The 16,523-nt window shown below is 55.9% G+C and carries 18 protein-coding genes; 8 read left to right on the top strand and 10 right to left on the bottom strand.

The window, feature by feature from the left end; translation table 11 throughout:
* Positions 1 to 174 precede the first annotated feature (174 nt).
* The 9 genes from JCM2850_RS11630 to JCM2850_RS11665 form a co-directional block, all read right to left on the bottom strand.
* Complete coding sequence (locus JCM2850_RS11630; RefSeq protein ID WP_025872009.1) at positions 175 to 678, bottom strand: MarR family winged helix-turn-helix transcriptional regulator; 504 nt, start codon at positions 676 to 678, stop codon at positions 175 to 177.
* Positions 679 to 874: 196 nt separating this feature from the next.
* On the bottom strand, positions 875 to 1,816 hold the full coding sequence (locus tag JCM2850_RS11635; protein WP_025872011.1) for a GGDEF domain-containing protein: 942 nt from the start codon (positions 1,814 to 1,816) through the stop codon (positions 875 to 877).
* Between the two features lie 338 nt (positions 1,817 to 2,154).
* A complete protein-coding gene (locus tag JCM2850_RS11640) occupies positions 2,155 to 2,604 on the bottom strand; it encodes a GNAT family N-acetyltransferase (protein ID WP_025872013.1) in 450 nt (149 codons plus the stop codon).
* A 42-nt stretch (positions 2,605 to 2,646) separates the two neighbouring features.
* A complete protein-coding gene (locus JCM2850_RS11645; RefSeq protein ID WP_025872015.1) occupies positions 2,647 to 5,175 on the bottom strand; it encodes a PIG-L family deacetylase in 2,529 nt (842 codons plus the stop codon).
* Positions 5,175 to 6,407: a TonB-dependent receptor domain-containing protein gene (locus JCM2850_RS21985; RefSeq protein WP_199898334.1), complete on the bottom strand. Its 1,233-nt coding sequence runs from the start codon at positions 6,405 to 6,407 to the stop codon at positions 5,175 to 5,177. The genes JCM2850_RS11645 and JCM2850_RS21985 overlap by 1 nt, the downstream gene beginning before the upstream one ends.
* A 26-nt stretch (positions 6,408 to 6,433) precedes the next feature.
* On the bottom strand, positions 6,434 to 7,570 hold the full coding sequence (locus JCM2850_RS21990) for a TonB-dependent receptor plug domain-containing protein (protein ID WP_199898335.1): 1,137 nt from the start codon (positions 7,568 to 7,570) through the stop codon (positions 6,434 to 6,436).
* 306 nt (positions 7,571 to 7,876) lie between these two features.
* Entirely contained in the window at positions 7,877 to 8,194 is a 318-nt protein-coding gene (locus JCM2850_RS22890) for an EamA family transporter (RefSeq protein ID WP_234406233.1), read from the bottom strand.
* Positions 8,195 to 8,208: 14 nt separating this feature from the next.
* Positions 8,209 to 8,790, bottom strand: a complete 582-nt coding sequence (locus JCM2850_RS22895; RefSeq protein ID WP_234406234.1) for a DMT family transporter — start codon at positions 8,788 to 8,790, stop codon at positions 8,209 to 8,211.
* 113 nt (positions 8,791 to 8,903) lie between these two features.
* Complete coding sequence (locus tag JCM2850_RS11665) at positions 8,904 to 9,818, bottom strand: LysR family transcriptional regulator (protein ID WP_025872017.1); 915 nt, start codon at positions 9,816 to 9,818, stop codon at positions 8,904 to 8,906.
* A gap of 173 nt (positions 9,819 to 9,991) precedes the next feature.
* On the opposite strand from JCM2850_RS11665, the gene JCM2850_RS11670 reads away from it, so the two are divergent.
* The 8 genes from JCM2850_RS11670 to JCM2850_RS11700 all read left to right on the top strand — a co-directional run bounded on the left by JCM2850_RS11670 (position 9,992) and on the right by JCM2850_RS11700 (position 16,015).
* Positions 9,992 to 10,846, top strand: coding sequence for a pirin family protein (locus JCM2850_RS11670; RefSeq protein WP_025872019.1), 855 nt, complete (start codon positions 9,992 to 9,994; stop codon positions 10,844 to 10,846).
* Between the two features lie 92 nt (positions 10,847 to 10,938).
* The gene (gene ycaC, locus JCM2850_RS11675; protein WP_025872021.1) at positions 10,939 to 11,562 is read left to right on the top strand and encodes an isochorismate family cysteine hydrolase YcaC; all 624 of its coding nucleotides are present in this window, start codon (positions 10,939 to 10,941) and stop codon (positions 11,560 to 11,562) included.
* A gap of 274 nt (positions 11,563 to 11,836) precedes the next feature.
* A complete protein-coding gene (locus JCM2850_RS11680; protein ID WP_036266089.1) occupies positions 11,837 to 12,805 on the top strand; it encodes a catalase family peroxidase in 969 nt (322 codons plus the stop codon).
* Between the two features lie 254 nt (positions 12,806 to 13,059).
* Entirely contained in the window at positions 13,060 to 13,242 is a 183-nt protein-coding gene (locus tag JCM2850_RS21995) for an NAD-dependent epimerase/dehydratase family protein (RefSeq protein WP_199898336.1), read from the top strand.
* A complete protein-coding gene (locus JCM2850_RS18910; RefSeq protein WP_199898337.1) occupies positions 13,190 to 13,804 on the top strand; it encodes an SDR family oxidoreductase in 615 nt (204 codons plus the stop codon). The genes JCM2850_RS21995 and JCM2850_RS18910 overlap by 53 nt, the downstream gene beginning before the upstream one ends.
* Before the next feature lie 27 nt (positions 13,805 to 13,831).
* Positions 13,832 to 14,251, top strand: a complete 420-nt coding sequence (locus JCM2850_RS11690; RefSeq protein ID WP_088177761.1) for a cupin domain-containing protein — start codon at positions 13,832 to 13,834, stop codon at positions 14,249 to 14,251.
* Positions 14,252 to 14,442: 191 nt separating this feature from the next.
* Positions 14,443 to 15,120, top strand: coding sequence for a PadR family transcriptional regulator (locus tag JCM2850_RS11695; protein ID WP_025872024.1), 678 nt, complete (start codon positions 14,443 to 14,445; stop codon positions 15,118 to 15,120).
* Positions 15,110 to 16,015: a siderophore-interacting protein gene (locus tag JCM2850_RS11700; protein ID WP_081775049.1), complete on the top strand. Its 906-nt coding sequence runs from the start codon at positions 15,110 to 15,112 to the stop codon at positions 16,013 to 16,015. The genes JCM2850_RS11695 and JCM2850_RS11700 overlap by 11 nt, the downstream gene beginning before the upstream one ends.
* 47 nt (positions 16,016 to 16,062) lie before the next feature.
* Here the strand turns inward: JCM2850_RS11700 and JCM2850_RS11705 are convergent, their stop codons facing one another.
* Positions 16,063 to 16,446 carry a hypothetical protein gene (locus JCM2850_RS11705; protein ID WP_025872026.1) on the bottom strand — a complete coding sequence of 128 codons (384 nt, stop codon included), beginning with the start codon at positions 16,444 to 16,446 and terminating at the stop codon, positions 16,063 to 16,065.
* Between the last annotated feature and the right edge of the window lie 77 nt (positions 16,447 to 16,523).

A 16,523-nucleotide genomic window follows, 5' to 3' on the forward strand; every position in this document is an offset into this window, starting at 1 on the left:
TGGGTGAGTGATGACATGCGCTGAACTGTAATCTGGGCAAGTGTGGACTAGCCAACCTTGAAGTAAGGCGCTCAAGGGCAGAGGAGGAGTAGGGAGGAGGCTTAAAGATTAAACAAGGAAAGATTCAAACAAGGAAAGATGCAAACACTGCCTGCAGCCCAAGGCTGCAGGACATTACTTCAACAGATCGGCGTGTGCGCCCAGATTCTGCATATATTGCACAATCAACTGGCGCTGCTCCTGGGTAAGTGTGGACATCAGCGCAGCAACACGGGTGTAGTACACAGGCATCACCTCATCCAGCTTTTTGCGCCCGGTGGCGGTGAGCTTGATCTTGAGCTTGCGCCTGTCCTTGCGGTCGGTCAGGCGGCTCACCAGGCCTTCGTTTTCCAGGCCGTCGATAAATCCGGTCATGGTGGCCTTGGTGACCCCGGCTTTTTCTGCCAGTTCTGAGGGTGAGGAGCTGAGATTGTCTTCGCGCAGCAGTAACACCAGCACCCACCAGCGGCCTTGCAGCAGGCCGTGCTGGGCCAGCATCTTGTCTAGGGCGTCCGACATATCGGAGGCGGCGCGCAAAATATTGACGAATTCCCAGATGGCACCAATATCCGCTTCGGGGAAGTGTCCGGCAAATTTCTTCAACGACTCTGAGGTCGGTAATTCTTTAATCAGTAGCATGTTACGGCTTATGATAGTAAGGCTCCAAAATGAGTGTCAATAGCGGCTGACATAATTCCCTATAAAAATTAAGGGAATTAGTCCGGTTGGACTAGCAGACGCTGATTTTTCTTGCGAAATTCACCCTAATTGCACGGTGAAATGCCGGGTATCTACCCGAATTCAGTGACAGAATCCATGCAAAGCAGCGGCGGATTTATTGCGAGTCAACGATGGCATTGCGGCCACGCTGTTTGGCGAGGTAAAGACGCTTGTCCACCTGCTCTACAAAGCTCAAGGCCTGGTCCTGCACACCGGGGATAATGGTGCCTACCCCCATGCTGACCGTGAGGTAATCACCTAACGATGATTGCGCATGGGGAATCTGCGCCTTGAAAATCAGGTTGCGGCAGCGATTGGCGACCACCTGCGCCGCCTGAGCATCGGTTTCTGGCAGCACCAGCACAAACTCCTCACCGCCCAGGCGGGCAAAGAAATCCCGCGCGCGTGCGGCACTGCTGGCCAGCAAGCTTGCCACGCGCTTCAGGCACTCATCGCCCTGAATATGGCCGTAGTGATCGTTGTACTGCTTGAAGAAATCAATATCAAAAATCACCAGTGATAAAGGCTGGCCATTGCGCCTGGCATTGGCCCATTCAATTTCCATGATGGAATCAAACATGCGGCGGTTGGCCACCCCGGTCAAACCATCCTTGAAGGAAAGCTCCTCCAGCTCTTTCTGCATTTTCAGCAGCTGTTCCTCGGTTTTCTTGCGTTCGCTGATATCAAACATAAAGCCGATCAAGGCTTCTACCTCACCCGCTGCATTGCGTGCCACATGCACCACATCGCGTATCCAGACATACTGGCCATCCTTGGTCAGGGCGCGGTAATCGGCCTCATGATCGGTGCCGGATTGCGATTGCGACACACAGAAATCCACCACCCAGGCCCTGTCTTCCGGGTGCATACGTGCAGCCCAATCGTCCACGCTGGCCCAGCTTTCCGGCGTCCAGCCCAGCAAGGCCTCAATCTGCGGCCCAACATAGGCAAATTTCAGCGTCTTCCAGTCGATTTTCCAGGGAATCGCCTTGGTGGATTCCAGCAAGGTTTTGTAAACCTCGGGATCGGTGCTGCCCAGGATGGAAGTTTCAGTCATGGCATTTACTCTATGGTTGCAATCAGGGGTAACTCAGACAATGGTGCCGGGAACATTAAGCGAATTACATGCCAGCAGAAAATGCGGAGATATCTGATAAAAGTGAAATTTTTTAGGGACTTAAATGCAGTAACACGGCTGTGCTGGCGTAGAAATCCCGGCACATATGTCGAGGCGCCGACAGTGTAAAAGTCGGCATTAGATTTGACTAGCCAGCCATGGGACTAGAACCAGACTATGAATCTGGACAGGGAATAAAGAGAGATGGGGCTACCCTAAAAAGAGGGGGGTAGGTATGGTAACAAGCAGGAAAAATACAGGCCTTGCCGCCTGCAATCTCAGGATAGACTTAATCGCAGGGCGTGGCTGGCATGAGGGTCTTTAATACGTTGAAAGCCGTAACGCAGGTAAAACACATCCCCTGCGGTGGTATCGGTCAACACCCGCACTAGGCTGAAGTGTGGGCCTGCATGTGCCAACAGGCGCTGTAACAGGGTTTGTCCAATCTGCCGCCCACGGGCTGTAGGTGTGACGTATAGCCTGCGTATTCTGCCTATGTCGGCCTCATGGGCATAAGGGTCAGGTGTCAGCCCACCCACCGCCACCAGCTTGCCGTCCAGATAAGCTGCCAGCAGACATGCGCCAGGGGCATCAAAGCGCTGCACGCCACTTTGCCATTCGCTGATCAAGCGGCTGATAAACCTGAAACCTTCAGCCTGGGCCGCTTGTTCCAGCGCAAACATGCCTGGGCTTAAGTCTTGCAGCGGCTCAATGTCTATTTTGCTCATAGGTGGCTGATGGTCTCTGCTGATGTCACCAGATGATGTCATCTAATCATTACCTTTGATGACATCGTCCCTGGCCAAAAGATTGGCCAACAATCTGGCAGCCCCGGGAACCCCTGCGGGCAATTGGCGGAAAAACGCCAAGGGCGCATAAATAAACCGCCCTTTACCCAGGGTGGTAGTAATCAGGCCGCCGTCCAGCTCGGCCTCGCCCTGATCATGCATGCCCAGTAAATGCTCGTAGCGCGGGTCGGCCTGGCTGACAAAATACAAGCCGCGCTCCTGCACCCAGCCTGCAAAATCGTCAGTGCCAATGCGATTGGGCGTGTTGAGCAAGCGATGTTCTGGCTGTAACAGGCGCACCGCCGCATTTTCCTCATTCACCCTGGCGCGGGAAAGCTGGAAAGGATAAGGGCCGATAGCGCTGGCAGGGGCTGGGCTGAGGTTGTTGTATTGCGCCAGCAATACCCCACCCTGACTCACATATTCCATCAGTGGCGCATGGGCTGCGGCGAGGTTGGCATCCACGTTGTAGGCGCGCACCCCGGTGATAATGGCGTCAAAGCGCTGGAGGTTTTCCTGGGCCAGTGTCCTGCTATCCAGCTCCGTCACGGTATAACCCAGCTGTTTCAGCGCCGCTGCCACTTTATCGCCCGCGCCGGGGATATAGCCAATATTACGGCCCCCGGTTTTGATATCTAGGCTGACCAGTCTGGCCTCGGCGGGGGCAAACCAGTCCAGCTCGGCAATGTGGGCATAGGCGATGGTTTTTTGCTCCAGCGCAAACTGCTTGCCATCTATCTCCACCTCCAGCTTGAGATCACCCGCACTGGCGCTGCTGGGGGCTTGCACCTCCAGTGTCACCTGGCTGCGTTGGCCGGAGCCTAGCTTAAAGGCCTGCTGCTGTGGCCTCACCTGCCAGCCTGGCGGTGCCTGCACTTTCAGCGTGCCAGTTATGTTCTGACTTGTGTCTTTCTGACTCAAACCTGCTTGATTCAAGCCTGGCTCACGCAAACTTTGCAGACTGAGCTGGATATTGTGCCTGCTAGCCAGCGGAATCAGATAAGCCTGGTTTTCCAGCTTGATGCTCACAGGCGGCGTTACTTGTACGGCTCTGCTGACTTCGCCGCGCAGTGGGTCCAGGCGCTGGTAAAGCACAGGCTGGGTCAAGGTCAGGGTCTGGCCAGCTACAGCCAGGGTGATGCTCTGCTCAGGTGCATCGTCGGCCCAGGCTTGCGCCAGCTGGTTTTGCGCTGCCAGCGCAAACGCACCTTCATCTGGCCGGGCCCGCAGCCAGTATGGCTGGCTGATGCGCTTGGGCTGAAGCTGGGTGTTCACCTGCACCACTTCATCCTGTTGCAGAAGCGTGTGCTGGGCTATTTGATTGATGGCAAGCAATGCCACAGGCACAGGGCCACGCACCACCAGGCTGGTCTTGACCGCTATCTCCTCGCCCAGCGCATAATGTGCCCGCTCGGCGAAGCTGCCTATCCAGACCCCGGCGGCAGCCAGAATCAATTGCTCGGTCTCTTGCAGTTTCTGTGTGCGCCAATAACCCTCAGGCAAGGCGGCAATGCTTTTGCGCACGGCCAGCAGCGCTGGTATGGAGTTGGCGGGTTGGTCTGGGTCATAGCCCTGGCGTAGTTGGGTAATCTGGCGGGCAAGAGCCTGCGCCTGGGCTACCCGGCCCCAGCTGGTATCTATGCCTTCGAGTAGGGTATTTTGCAAAGGCTGGCCAGCCTGCCAGGCAAAGGTTTCCCAGACATGCCCACGCAATGCGCGGCTGCCAAAGCCCTGGCTCTGGTGATGATTACGGCTCAATGCGGCAATTTCGCCATAACTCTTGCCCAGCCTGGGGTTATAGCCGCCAACATCTATGCGCAATTGCTCGGGGCTGCGCGTGCTGCCGCTACCCAAAAAGGATTCCCAGGTATTCCACACCAGGCGCTTGGCCTGCCAGGGGGCGACTTCCTGCAATTGCTCCGGAAAACGTTGCGGGTCTGCCGCAGCAGCAAACGCCAGCCTGGCCAATATGGCCGAGGCCTGGTGCTGACCATGCCCGGCCCTGGCATCTTCCGGGAAGCGCGTGATGATGACATCAGGCTGAAGTTTGCGAATCAACCAGACGATATCGCCGAGTATGCGTTCCTGCTGCCAGATCTCCAGGGTTTCATCCGCGCGTTTGGAAAAACCAAAATCGCGCGCGCGGGTGAAATATTGCTCCGCGCCATCTTCACGCCGTGCCGCCAGCAATTCCTGGCTGCGGATCAGCCCCAGGGGGATACCCTGTTCATCGCCCAGCAGGTTTTGCCCGCCATCGCCACGCGTCAGCGAAAGATAGGCAGTGCGGTAGTGCTTTTGCTGCGCCAGCCAGGCCAGTAGCTGGGTGTTCTCGTCATCGGGGTGAGCGGCGATATACAGCACGCTGCCCAGCACCGCTAGCTTATCCAGGCCCTGGGCAATGCCGCCAGAATCCAGCGGCTTTGCTTCTACTTGGGTTTGTGCCTGCGCGCCAGCACTGACCAGGCATAACAGCCAGGTCAGCGCCAGTGTTTGCCAGAGTTTGAGCCGCATCAGAAGTCGTAGCTCAGGTTGGCATAGTAGAACGCGCCCTGGTGGCCCTCAGGTGACACCGTGGAGTATTTGGCGATGGCATAAGGATTGGTGGTGCTGTTAGCAGAGGGGGGCAGCTTGTCCGGATGGCTATCAAACAGGTTTTGGGCACCGACGGCGACGCGTACGCCTTGGCTAAAGCGATAGCTCAGATCAAGGTCACTGATCCACTGTGCCGAGAAGGTTTGATCGCCGCTGGCCACCGTGCTGCGCGTGGTGTATTCGCCATAGCGCCGCTGGTTGAATACGGCCTGGAAACCGCCCAAGGTATAACGTAGACCGAGGATAAACTTGTTTTCTGGCACGTTATCTTCCAGTGCCCCCAGCGCACCGCGCCCGACGATGCGGCTAGAGGCCAGGGAACCTACGCCACGCGCTTCAATGACCTCGGTACGGGTGCGGGCGAAACCAGCATTGACTTCCAGCGCGCCTACGCTCAAGTTGAAGCGGTAACGGCCTGCCAGTTCTATGCCTTCTGTGCGGGTATCCAGCACATTGGTGAAGAAAACCGCGCTGTTCACCCCGTTGATCCCAGATGCTATGAGTGCGGCCTCCACGTCTCTACCGGTGAGGTTTTCTGATGGCGTGATGCGGTCACGTACCGTGATGTGATAGGCATCCAGCGTGATGCTGGCGTCTTCTAGCGGGCGGAACACCAGACCCAGCGACAGATTTTCTGAGCGTTCGGGCTTGAGGGCCTTGCCACCCAAAGCTGCGGCTTCTGGGCTATCGGCACGTAGCGTACGTTGCAACACAGCGTTATACACACTGCCACTCTGCACGATTTGAATGCCAGAAGACTGGAAGCCCGCCTGTACCAACGAAGGCGCACGATAACCACTGCTGATACTGCCGCGCAGCGCAATCTTGGGCGTGAAGTCATAACGCAGGGTGAATTTGCCGTTGGTGGTACTGCCAAAATCGGAATAGTGTTCAGACCTCAAGGCCACCCCGGATTGCAGTTTCTTGGTGATCTGCGCTTCCAGGCCCAGATAACCGCCAAATACACTACGTGTCAGCGTATCGGCATCTCCGGGTGTAACGCCGGAACTTGCAGGCGGATAGAAACCACCGCCAGGGTGAGGGTACCAGCGATTCTCTGAAGCGGCAGCCTCACCGGACTTGAGCTGGTAACGCTCCCCGCGCCAGGCCACTCCACCGGAAACCGTCAATGGCTTATACAAGGCATCCACGGCCAGATCCTTGGCCCAGTCCAGACTCAGGTTGGCCTGTGAGTTGATACGGGTGCCAGTATGGAAGCGGGTAGGCGAGGTGGGGCCCAGCTGGGATTGAGAGTGTTGTAATAGGTGGAATCCACCTCATTGCGCCCATAGTTGGCGGAAAGATCGAAACGCCCGAGTGCGTCATCTTCATAGCGCAGGCCACCTGTAGCGGCGTAATCCTCTAGGCGGTAACGCGTTACCGGCCAGTAGCCATTGGGATATACCGAGGGAATATTGCGACGGTCAGTGGGTAGCACCACCGCGGCTTCCGCATCGCTGTTCTTGTGCGACCAGGTAGCAAAGGCATAGGCCGTCCACTGATTGTTTAGCGGTAGCTCGCTGTTCAGCAACAGATTGTATTGATCTGCCACCCGGCCCACGCCAAAGCGCCAATCGCGCAGCGGATTGCTGGCGGGGAGACGAGTATCAGGATTGGTATCATTGGCGGGGTCGGCCTCACCGGCATCAAAGCTCAGCGTGAGGAAGCCATCATTGGGCAGGCTGAAACCTTTCCAGCCGCTGAGTTTGCGCGATAAACCATCGCCTTTCTTGTATTCGCCCTGGCGATAGCCTATGCGGCCACCCGCATCGCTGCCCTTGAGCACGATATTGATTACCCCGGCAATCGCGTCAGAGCCATATTGCGCCGAAGCGCCATCGCGCAGAATTTCCACCCGCTCTATGGCATCCAGTGGGAACAGGCTGATATCTACCGGTACGCCACCGCGTGCGGCATAGTTTTGCCGCGTGACAGTAGAGCCAGTATGTCGGCGCTTACCATTGACCAGTACCAAGACCTGATCGGAAGCCAGGCCGCGCAATGAAGCCCCTGTCGGCACTTCCTGCGCAAACGCGCCATTGGTGTTTTGCGGGAAGGTGAAAGAAGGATTGAGCGCAGCCAAGGCCTGGCCCAAGGTAGTGGCACCAGAACTTAATAGCTGTTGCTGGTTGATCACATCAACAGGCGCGGCACTTTCCAGCGCGGTGACATCATTGCGGCGCGTACCCAGCACCACCACGCTGTCCAGGTTTTCTCCCGAGGCCAGTGTCGGCTCTGCCGCTGTGGCAGGCAGGCTTAAAGTGGCAAGGGCTAAGGCAATTCCCCTATGTAAGGTAGTTCTTTGGTAAATCAAAACAGGCTCCCATTATTTTTAGTGTTGGCAGCGCAATTGGGTGGTCCCTTGAAAGCGCGAATGGCAACTAGAGAGCAAAGCCTGTTCCAGAGGGGGAGTCAAAGAGACATCAGGGTGTGCAGAAAATAAAGGTCAGAATATAAATCAATGGTTTATAGGCCGCGCCATGATGGGTGATGGGTACAAAAAGGCAGATGGACGCCAGCAACTCAAGCTGAGCCTTGATGCTCAGGCATCAGCGACTGCTGGATTACTGGCATGGGCTGTTGCTTTTGACGCTACAGGCTCAAAGGCATCAGAGCTGGGCTAGGCAGTGCTTGGGCGGGTAGAAATAGTCAGGCCGCAGAGTATGGCCGCGATGCCTAGCAGGTGATAAAGCTGGAATGATTCAGCGAGGAATGTCATGGCCAGCAGCGTGCCAAACACTGGCATCAAATGAATAAACAAACCCGCCTTGGCCGCCCCGGCGCGCGCCACGCCAGTGATATACAGCGTGTAGGCAATCACCGATGGAAAAATGCCGACATAGGCCAGCGCCCAGGCGGTCTCAGTGTTCCATAGCGGCGCCGGGCCGACTGCGCGTTCCCAGAAATACAGCGGCAGCAACAGCAGGATAGCTATCATGATTTGCACTGCCATCAGCCTATACGGCTCAGCTGTGGCGGCAGTTCACGCAGCCATAGTGTGTAAAAAGCCCAGCACACCATGGCCAGCAGAATGATGAGATCACCGTGAGAAAACTTGAGCTTGAGCACATGTGACCATTCGCCCTGAAAAATAATCGTCAACACGCCACATAGAGACAGCGCCAGCCCCAGCAATTGCCTGGCTTGCAGCGGCAGCTTGTAGAACAGCGCGCCGAACAGCAGGATAAAAATCGGGATGCAGGAATTGAGCAAAGTGCCATTGGTGGCCGTGGTGTCATGCAAGCCTGTATAGACCAGGGTGTTGAATGCGGCAACACCTACTGTGGAAACCGCGAGTAAACGCCAGCGATATTGCCAGTATTGGCGGTAATCACGGCGCAGCGCGGATAAAGCAAACGGCAATATGCACAAGAGGGCAATCAGCCAGCGCCCCAGCGAGAGCGTTACCGGAGGGATTTGCGCATGCACGGCGCGCGCGACGATGAAATTGCCCGCCCAGAACAAGGGTGGCAAGGCCAGGATCAGCAGCAGAATCAAAGCTGCACGGCGCGACGAGGGGGCGGGGGTGTTCATGGGCGACAGTATAAGCCAGTCAATGCAGGCTTAGCCCGGCGCTAGCCCATACCGGATGCAACTTTGGCCTATCCATGTCTCAGGTATGTCTAACCATGTTCAAGCCTGGCCTCTCAAGTTCTATCTACTAAAAACACCCCTTCCTCAAACCAGGGCTTGAGCTGTTGCTGGGCAATTTCTATCAGGGCGCGCAGTTTGGGCGGCATAAAGCGCTGGCGTGGATAAACCAGATGCACAGGGTCAGCCGCGCCTTGCCATTGCGGCAGCACCTGCTGCAAGGCTTCGCCACCCAGTCCGGGCTTGCAGGCAAAGGTGGGCAACAGGGCCACACCCTGATCCCGCAAGGCCATGGCGCGTATCACGCCTATGCTGTTGGCGATGTGTTTACCGCTCAAGGGCAAGGTGATGCTGCTATCGCCTTTATGCAGCGTCCAGCTATCGCGGCCCATGGGGGTGAATTGCAGGCAGCGGTGCTGGTTGAGGTCCTGCGGCTCTTGCAGCCTGGGTGCATGTTCAAGATAGGCCGGGGTGGCAAACAAGGCCCAGCGTATGGTGCCTAGCGACCGCGCCACCAGGCTGGAATCGCGCAAGGCCCCAGTACGGATGGCCGCGTCTACCCCGTCGGCAACCAGGTCTATATAGCGATCGGTCAATACTAATTCTGGCTCCAGCAGCGGATGTTGATCCTGCAAAGCAATCAGCAGGTTGGAGAGCAGGTTATCACCCAGGTCAGCCGGGGCAGTGACCTTGAGCCTGCCCTGTGGCTGTTTGCGTGCGGCATCCAGTGCCGCCTCGGCTTCCAGCATATAACCCAGGCCCAGCGCGGCATGCTCGAAGTAGGCGTGGCCAGCTTCGGTCAGGTGCAATTTGCGCGTGGTGCGCTGCAATAGGGTTACGCCCAGGCGTTTTTCCAGACGTGCCACGCGTGTGCTGACGGTAGAAGTGGGCAGATTGAGCTGGCGCGCTGCGGCACTAAAGCCCCCAGCTTGCACTACGCGTACAAAAACGGCGGTTTCATTGAAGTCCATAGACCTAGCTTTGATAGTTTGAACACAGGTGCTAAATGCAATTGTTCATTTAATGGAAAAGTAATTTCGCATTTAACCATCTAGTGTCATTAATGTCATGTGCTTAAAGTGTGAACCATCAACTCAGGCATTAAACGAGTTAAGGCAAACACCACATTGAACAGGAGCACAGCATGAAAAAATTAGCTTTCATCAAACGCAGCAATGGTCGTCATTGGGTAGGTGATGGTTTCCCGGTGCAAAGCATCTTTTCTTACCGTGATATCCATGAAGAAATGTCGCCTTTCCTGCTGATGGATTACGCAGGCCCAGCCGAATTTGAGCCTACAGAGCAACGCAAGGGCGTAGGCCAGCACCCGCATCGCGGTTTCGAGACGGTCACCATCGTGTATGACGGTGAGGTTGCCCACCACGACTCCACCAATGCCGGGGGCACCATAGGCCGCGGTGATGTGCAGTGGATGACAGCAGGCGCTGGCATCATTCACGAGGAATACCACGGTGACGATTACGCCAGGCGTGGTGGCCCTTTCGAGATGATACAGCTCTGGGTCAACCTGCCCGCCAAGCACAAGATGGCACAGCCAGGTTACCAAGGCATTCTGGCTAGCCAGATCCCTGAAGTTGCACTGGCAGAAGGTGAAGGCAAGGTGCGCGTGATTGCCGGGGAATACCAGGGTAAGTCTGGCCCAGCCAAGACCTTCAGCCCCATGAATGTATGGGATGTCAGGCTCAATGCGGGTAATCGTGCGCACTTCACCCTGCCTGCCGGGCATACCACTGCGCTGTTTGTGCTGCATGGCGCCGTGCGTCTGGGCGATGTACACACCATACGCCCTGCCGAACTGGCGGTAATGCAGCGTGAGGGCAGTGAGCTGGAAATTGAGGCCAGTGAAGACAGCGTCATCCTGCTGCTTAACGGCGCGCCACTGAATGAACCCGTGGTTGGCCATGGCCCGTTTGTGATGAATAGCTGGGAAGAGATCGATCAGGCTATCGCCGATTACAACAATGGCCGTTTTGCCTGAGTGCTCAGTCGTTCTGGTAAGCGTTTCAACGCGAGTAGCAATATTTTTTAAGTAGTTTTTAACTTTATCTAAACCTATTTGGGAGCAATAAAATGACTAAACCTTACGTACGTCTGGACCGTGACAACGCTGCAGTTTTGCTGGTAGACCATCAGGCTGGCCTCTTATCCCTGGTGCGCGATATAGACCCGGACAAGTTCAAGAACAATGTGCTGGCACTGGCGGATGCTGCCAAGTTCTTCAACCTGCCCACCATACTCACCACCAGTTTTGAGACTGGCCCCAATGGCCCGCTGGTGCCTGAACTAAAAGAGATGTTCCCCGATGCGCCTTATATCGCCAGACCTGGCCAGATCAATGCCTGGGATAACGAAGATTTCGTCAAGGCGGTCAAGGCCACGGGCAAGAAGCAGCTGATTATTGCCGGGGTGGTTACCGAAGTCTGCGTGGCTTTCCCGGCACTGTCAGCGATTGAAGAAGGTTTTGAAGTGTTTGTGGTGGCCGATGCTTCCGGCACTTTCAATGCCATGACCCGCGATGCAGCCTGGGACAGAATGTCGGCCGCCGGGGCGCAAATCATGACCTGGTTTGGCATGGCATGTGAGCTGCACCGTGACTGGCGCAATGATATTGAAGGCCTGGGTGCGCTGTGCTCCAACCATATTCCGGATTACCGCAACCTGATGACGGCATACAACACCTTGCAAGCAAAATAAATCCGCACAACCCCCTGAACAAAAAAGGGAAATGCGGCTATGCTCAGCAGTACGGATTGATTGGTAACAAGTCCGTACTGCGCCTTAAGCAATGCCAGTCCACTGCATTGTTGCAACAACAAAACCTAAAACTTGAAAACCCAGTGCTTGGCTACGCCAGTATGCCAAGGGAGCGCAGGCTGATGTCAGCCCGCGATAACGCAAACAGGAGTCCAGCATCATGGTTCACATTAGCAGATCAGTTAACAAGCTTTCCCTGAGCAAGCTTACCCTCATGACCTCGCTCATTCTTCCCCTTAACCCGGCCTGGGCCGCAGATGCTGCCAAGCCCGTCACCGAGCAACTGGTAGATACCCTGACCCAGCTTTCAGCCGGGCCGCACCCAGGCTTCCGTGCCAATCATGCCAAGGGCGTGATGGCTGAGGGTTACTTCACCCCGGCTGCCTCTGCCGCCAGCATTACCAAGGCAGAGATATTCAATCAGCGCCATCCGGTGTTGTTGCGCTACTCCAATGCGGGTGGCGTGCCAGCCAGTGCAGATAATGACCCCAATGCCTTCCCCAAGGGCATTGCCATCCGCTTCCAGTTGCCCAATGATGAAAATGCAGACCTGGTGTGCATTTCCATCAATAGCTTCCCGGCTTCTACCCCGGAAGAGTTTCTTGGCCTGCTGCAGGCAGTGGCGGCTTCAGGCCCGGATGCACCGCAACCCAAGCCTATAGAGCAGTTCCTCGGCAGTCATCCGGCAGCCCTGCGTTTTGTCACCACGCCCAAACCGCTGCCCGAGAGCTTTGCCAGCCAGAGCTTCTTTGGCGTCAATGCCTTCAAGTTCACCAATGCCAAGGGCGAGACGCATTATGGCCGCTACCGCATCGTGCCTGAGCAAGGCCCCAAGTTCCTCAGTGCTGAAGCCGCCAAGGCCGTGGAGCAGGATTACCTGAAGAACGAACTGACCCAGCGCTTGCAAAAGGGTGCCTATAGCTACCGTATCTCGGTGCAGATTGCCAAGGAGGGCGATCAGCTCAACGATGCCACGGTAAGCTGGCCTGAAGACAGGCAAGTGGTAGAGCTGGGCACGTTGACGGTGGAAAAGCTGCGCGCCGATGGCGATGAATTGCAGAAAACCGTGATGTTCAGCCCACTTAATCTGGTAGATGGCATAGAGGCCAGTGATGACCCCATCCTCAAGGCACGCCCCGGCGTTTACAGCGTGAGCTTTAGCCGACGCTTGCAAGGCAAATAGCATTAAGCATGGTAAATAGCATTAAGTAAGTAGTGACCACAGCATCAAGCCCGCAATTGCGGGCTTGATGCATTTGAAGCTCTGACCAATACCGCAAATCCACCACCCCCATCATGGCCTAGTTATTTGCAGCATTCTTGCCACTCTTGATGATGACATGTCTGCATTACATTAACACCTGTGATGCAACGACTCCTGCACGGCATGACAGCTAGCCAGTCAGGATTTTTCAAAAATCGATATGGGAGATTCAAATGAAAGTCATCGTCATTGGTGGTAGTGGTTTGATAGGCAAGCAACTGGTTAGCGTTTTGCAACAGCAGGGACATGATGTGATCGCCGCCTCACGCAGCACCGGCATCAATAGCGTGACGGGCACCGCTGGTGGCAGCTGTCAGTGGCAGGGAAGTGGTGATAGATGTGAGCAATGCGCCTAGCTTTGAAGATCAGGCGGTGATGGAATTCTTCACTGCATCCAGCACCAACGCGCTGGCCGCCGCCAAGCGCGCCGGGGTAAAGCACTATATTGCGCTATCGGTAGTGGGCACTGAGCGCTTGCAGGCCAGTGGTTATTTCCGTGCCAAGCTGGTGCAGGAAAAGCTCATCGCCGAGTCCGGCCTGCCTTATACCATTCTGCGTGCCAGCCAGTTCTTTGAGTTTATTGCCGCCATAGCTGAATCTGGCAACCAGGCAGATAGCAATAGCGTGCGCATGCCCACCGCCCTGATCCAGCCTGTGGCTTCAGCCGATGTGGTCAGCGCCTTGGCTGAGCTGCTCAAGTCCGCGCCTGCCAACGGCATTATCGACTTGGCCGGGCCAGACAAATTGCAGATAGCCCAGCTGGTGAGCCGCTATTTTGCTGCCAAACAGGATGGCCGCCAGGTGATTGCCGATGCTGATGCCACCTACTTCGGCACACCCTTGACCCATGACGAGTTAGTGCCTGTGCGCCCCAACGCCTTGCTAGGTGCCAGCCGCTTCAGTGACTGGCTGCAATAAACCCTCATCCATTACCAGGAAACGATCATGAAAATCAGTGTATTCAGTATTGCCCTGCTCTTGAGTCTGTCCAGCCAAACATGGGCCCATGATGGTGGGCATGCACAGCATGCCAAGGTCAGCGTGGTGTATGAGCATGAACTACCCAATGTGCCCGGTAAAAGCATCAAGGGTGTGCTGGTGGAGTATGGCCCAGGTGGCGCTACGCCTGCTCACACCCATGCACCTTCGGCCTTTATCTATGCCACGGTGCTGGAAGGCGCAATCCGCAGCCAGGTCAATGACGGGCCAGAAAAAGTCTATCAAGTGGGAGAAAGCTTTAGCGAACTGCCCGGAGATCAACATGGTGTGAGCGCCAATGCCAGCAAAACAGCCAAGGCAAAACTGCTGGCGGTGTTTGTGGTGGATACCGATGATAAGGAGCTGACCACCATTAGCAAGAAGTGAGTATGTGCTAGCGCTATATCTGTTGTCAGCAATGCGTTGCATCACCCCGTCCAGTGTTCTGCTCGGGGTTTTTCTTTTGCATACTTGCCGCTTTATTCAGCAGAGCAAAGCACGCCTAGCTTGATAAAACCGCTTGCATTTGTATCTTAAGATATATATCGTAAGATATGTTTTGATTTAAGGAGCATGTGATGCAAGCACAGTTTTTTCAGCATGTTTTCAAGCATGGTAGGCACTGCCAGCACCCGCTGCATGCTGCAGGACATGGGCGTAGAGGCGGCCATGTCCATGGCGCAGGTTCAGGTCGGGGCGGGCGCGGCTTTGGCGACGATATGCCGCGTGGCCGCAAGTTTTCTTCAGAGGATTTGCAGCTTTTGCTGCTGGCGCTGATTGAACAGCAGCCGCGCCATGGCTATGAGCTGATCAAAGCCTTGAGCGAACATTCCAATGGCTTTTACAGCCCCAGCCCGGGCATGGTGTATCCGGCGCTGACTTATCTGGAAGAAATTGATTACGCCACCGTGGAAACCGAAGGCAGCCGCAAGCGTTATGCCCTGGCCGCTGCCGGGCGTGAATACCTGCAAAGCCAGCGCGAGCGGGTAGACCTCATCCTCGGCAAGCTCAAGCATATGGCGCACAAAATGGATTCAGTGCGTCGCGCCTTTGCCGGAGAGGCGGTGGATGAAAACAGCGAGCTGGATGGCTGGCTGCCTGAACTGATCAAGGCGCGTTATGCCATCAAGCGTGCGCTGTATGCACGGCAAATGCCAGATGCGGCGGAACAACTACGCGTGGCGGAAATATTGCAGCGCGCTGCGGACGAGATAGAGCAAGCTAATGCTAGCCAAGGAGGGGAGCATGGTGAGTGAGTCAGCAGGCAGGACTGGTGAAAATCAGATTGAGGATAAGAGTACAGACAGCCTGTTTACCCGGGTACGCCATGCATTGAAATTTAGATTGGTGCAGGTCAAGGCCATACAACCGCTGTCTGCCAGCATGGTCAGGGTGACTTTGGCCGGGGAGGATTTACACGATTTTGCCTCTAGCGCTTTTGATGACCATGTCAAAGTGTTCTTCCCGCAGCCTGGGGAGGACAAGCCAGTGTTGCCCAGCATGGGCGCAGAAGGCCCGGTATTTGCTGCGGGCGTGGCCAAGCCGGAAGCGCGGGATTTCACGCCACGGCGATTTGACCCCATCGCAGGCGAGCTGGATCTGGAGTTTGCCTTTCACCCCGAGCTGGGGGCCACACACTCTGGCCCGGCCGCGCGTTGGGCAGCGCAAGTCAAACCAGGCCAGTATCTGGGCATAGGCGGCCCTAGAGGCTCTAGGGTATTAAACCAGTCATTCGATTGGTGGTTGCTGATAGGCGACGAAACCGCACTGCCTGCCATAGGCCGCAGGCTGGAGGAGTTGCCAGCAGATTCGCAGGTCACAGTGCTGCTGGAGGTAGAAAACGCCGCCGCACGCATTGCCTTACCAGAAACAAGCGCTGCAACAGTTAGCGCTGCAACAGTAAGCGCTGTAACAGTACAAGTGCAGTGGCTATACCGTGAGGCTGGAAGCGATCAGGACTTGCTGGCAGCACTGCGGCAGTGGCAGCCTCCTGCAGGGCGTGGCTTTGTCTGGGCGGCTGGGGAATATAGCAGCATGCAGGCGGTGCGCGAGATTCTGCTACAGCAGCATGCGCTGGATAAACGCTATCTGCGCGTAGCCAGTTACTGGAAGCGCGGCGTACAAAACGCCCACGAAAAAATCGAAGGCTAAAGCTCACCCTGGTCAGGCGGCGGACAAATTTGCCGCCTGGGCAGGGGCTAAAGGCTTTGATCAGCCGCCTGCGCTGGGCTGATTAGCTTGTCATGACCCACCAGCTTGCCATTGGTATAAGCCAAATAATGCTCTATAGCCGCCAGCCGCAATGGCGCGGCATCTGCCGCCACCAGCGGATGATCCAGCGATTCCTCGCGCAGTTTGTAGATGGGGTTCAATTCCAGATTGTTGAGTGAAGATAGCGACTCAAAGCGCAGGCAGGCGATGCGCTCGCTTTCAAGATAAAAATTCACGCTGAACATCTGCTCTACGCTCATGCGCAACACCGTGGACTGGCTGTTGCTGGCTAAATCGGTATCAGCCTCAGTATGGCCAAGCCTCACTTGGTAATCGCGCTTGTTAAGGGGCTGGAGTTCTAGGATGGGCATGCAGGACACTTTCTTGGACAAGTACGCTGATTATCCTGGCTTACCTCAGAGCAATACAGATGCAGAATCTGACAATT

This window comes from Methylobacillus glycogenes JCM 2850, assembly GCF_000617925.1.
GTDB lineage: Bacteria > Pseudomonadota > Gammaproteobacteria > Burkholderiales > Methylophilaceae > Methylobacillus > Methylobacillus glycogenes.

What these genes read in the sequence shown, in the direction of transcription:
- JCM2850_RS11630 (WP_025872009.1), bottom strand. Translation starts at nt 678, where the DNA reads ATGCTACTGATTAAAGAATTACCGACCTCAGAGTCGTTGAAGAAATTT.
- JCM2850_RS11635 (WP_025872011.1), bottom strand. Translation starts at nt 1,816, where the DNA reads ATGACTGAAACTTCCATCCTGGGCAGCACCGATCCCGAGGTTTACAAA.
- JCM2850_RS11640 (WP_025872013.1), bottom strand. Translation starts at nt 2,604, where the DNA reads ATGAGCAAAATAGACATTGAGCCGCTGCAAGACTTAAGCCCAGGCATG.
- JCM2850_RS11645 (WP_025872015.1), bottom strand. Translation starts at nt 5,175, where the DNA reads ATGCGGCTCAAACTCTGGCAAACACTGGCGCTGACCTGGCTGTTATGC.
- JCM2850_RS22890 (WP_234406233.1), bottom strand. Translation starts at nt 8,194, where the DNA reads ATGATAGCTATCCTGCTGTTGCTGCCGCTGTATTTCTGGGAACGCGCA.
- JCM2850_RS22895 (WP_234406234.1), bottom strand. Translation starts at nt 8,790, where the DNA reads ATGAACACCCCCGCCCCCTCGTCGCGCCGTGCAGCTTTGATTCTGCTG.
- JCM2850_RS11665 (WP_025872017.1), bottom strand. Translation starts at nt 9,818, where the DNA reads ATGGACTTCAATGAAACCGCCGTTTTTGTACGCGTAGTGCAAGCTGGG.
- JCM2850_RS11670 (WP_025872019.1), top strand. Translation starts at nt 9,992, where the DNA reads ATGAAAAAATTAGCTTTCATCAAACGCAGCAATGGTCGTCATTGGGTA.
- ycaC (WP_025872021.1), top strand. Translation starts at nt 10,939, where the DNA reads ATGACTAAACCTTACGTACGTCTGGACCGTGACAACGCTGCAGTTTTG.
- JCM2850_RS11680 (WP_036266089.1), top strand. Translation starts at nt 11,837, where the DNA reads ATGACCTCGCTCATTCTTCCCCTTAACCCGGCCTGGGCCGCAGATGCT.
- JCM2850_RS21995 (WP_199898336.1), top strand. Translation starts at nt 13,060, where the DNA reads ATGAAAGTCATCGTCATTGGTGGTAGTGGTTTGATAGGCAAGCAACTG.
- JCM2850_RS11690 (WP_088177761.1), top strand. Translation starts at nt 13,832, where the DNA reads ATGAAAATCAGTGTATTCAGTATTGCCCTGCTCTTGAGTCTGTCCAGC.
- JCM2850_RS11695 (WP_025872024.1), top strand. Translation starts at nt 14,443, where the DNA reads ATGCAAGCACAGTTTTTTCAGCATGTTTTCAAGCATGGTAGGCACTGC.
- JCM2850_RS11700 (WP_081775049.1), top strand. Translation starts at nt 15,110, where the DNA reads ATGGTGAGTGAGTCAGCAGGCAGGACTGGTGAAAATCAGATTGAGGAT.
- JCM2850_RS11705 (WP_025872026.1), bottom strand. Translation starts at nt 16,446, where the DNA reads ATGCCCATCCTAGAACTCCAGCCCCTTAACAAGCGCGATTACCAAGTG.